The following is a 1306-nucleotide window of genomic DNA, read 5'->3' on the forward strand; positions in this document are numbered from 1 at the left end:
GATGATACCCGTAGCTTCGGTGTATGGTTTGAGCCCCGTTACATCTTCCGCGCAGGCCGACTCGACTAGTGAGCTATTACGCTTTCTTTAAAGGGTGGCTGCTTCTAAGCCAACCTCCTAGCTGTCTAAGCCTTCCCACATCGTTTCCCACTTAACCATAACTTTGGGACCTTAGCTGACGGTCTGGGTTGTTTCCCTTTTCACGACGGACGTTAGCACCCGCCGTGTGTCTCCCATGCTCGGCACTTGTAGGTATTCGGAGTTTGCATCGGTTTGGTAAGTCGGGATGACCCCCTAGCCGAAACAGTGCTCTACCCCCTACAGTGATACATGAGGCGCTACCTAAATAGCTTTCGAGGAGAACCAGCTATCTCCGAGCTTGATTAGCCTTTCACTCCGATCCACAGGTCATCCGCTAACTTTTCAACGGTAGTCGGTTCGGTCCTCCAGTCAGTGTTACCTAACCTTCAACCTGCCCATGGATAGATCGCCCGGTTTCGGGTCTATTCCCAGCGACTAGACGCCCTATTAAGACTCGCTTTCGCTACGCCTCCCCTATTCGGTTAAGCTCGCCACTGAAAATAAGTCGCTGACCCATTATACAAAAGGTACGCAGTCACCCAACAAAGTGGGCTCCCACTGCTTGTACGCATACGGTTTCAGGATCTATTTCACTCCCCTCTCCGGGGTTCTTTTCGCCTTTCCCTCACGGTACTAGTTCACTATCGGTCAGTCAGTAGTATTTAGCCTTGGAGGATGGTCCCCCCATATTCAGACAAAGTTTCTCGTGCTCCGTCCTACTCGATTTCATGACTAAGAGATTTTCGCGTACAGGGCTATCACCCACTATGGCCGCACTTTCCAGAGCGTTCCGCTAATCTCAAAGCCACTTAAGGGCTAGTCCCCGTTCGCTCGCCACTACTAAGGGAATCTCGGTTGATTTCTTTTCCTCAGGGTACTTAGATGTTTCAGTTCCCCTGGTTCGCCTCTTGCACCTATGTATTCAGTACAAGATAACCATCTTATGATGGCTGGGTTCCCCCATTCAGACATCTCCGGATCAAAGTCTGTTTGCCGACTCCCCGAAGCTTTTCGCAGGCTACCACGTCTTTCATCGCCTCTGACTGCCAAGGCATCCACCGTATGCGCTTCTTCACTTGACCATATAACCCCAAGCAATCTGGTTATACTGTGAAGACGACATTCGCCGAAAATTCGAATTTCTCAACTAAGAGAACTCACAAATTTTACCTTAGCCTGATCCGTTACCAGTGAAAGTAACGTTCAGTCTATCTTTCTATCACAT

The 1306-nt window shown here is 49.7% G+C and carries 1 rRNA gene (only partly in view); it reads right to left on the reverse strand.

Annotated features, from left to right (window positions below):
- Positions 1-1163: ribosomal RNA gene (locus tag AC1Q6Y_RS27975) — 23S ribosomal RNA — on the reverse strand (it extends 1823 nt beyond the left edge of the window).
- Positions 1164-1306: the final 143 nt, after the last annotated feature.

This window comes from Pseudomonas sp. GW823-FHT06E10 (genome assembly GCF_058794995.1).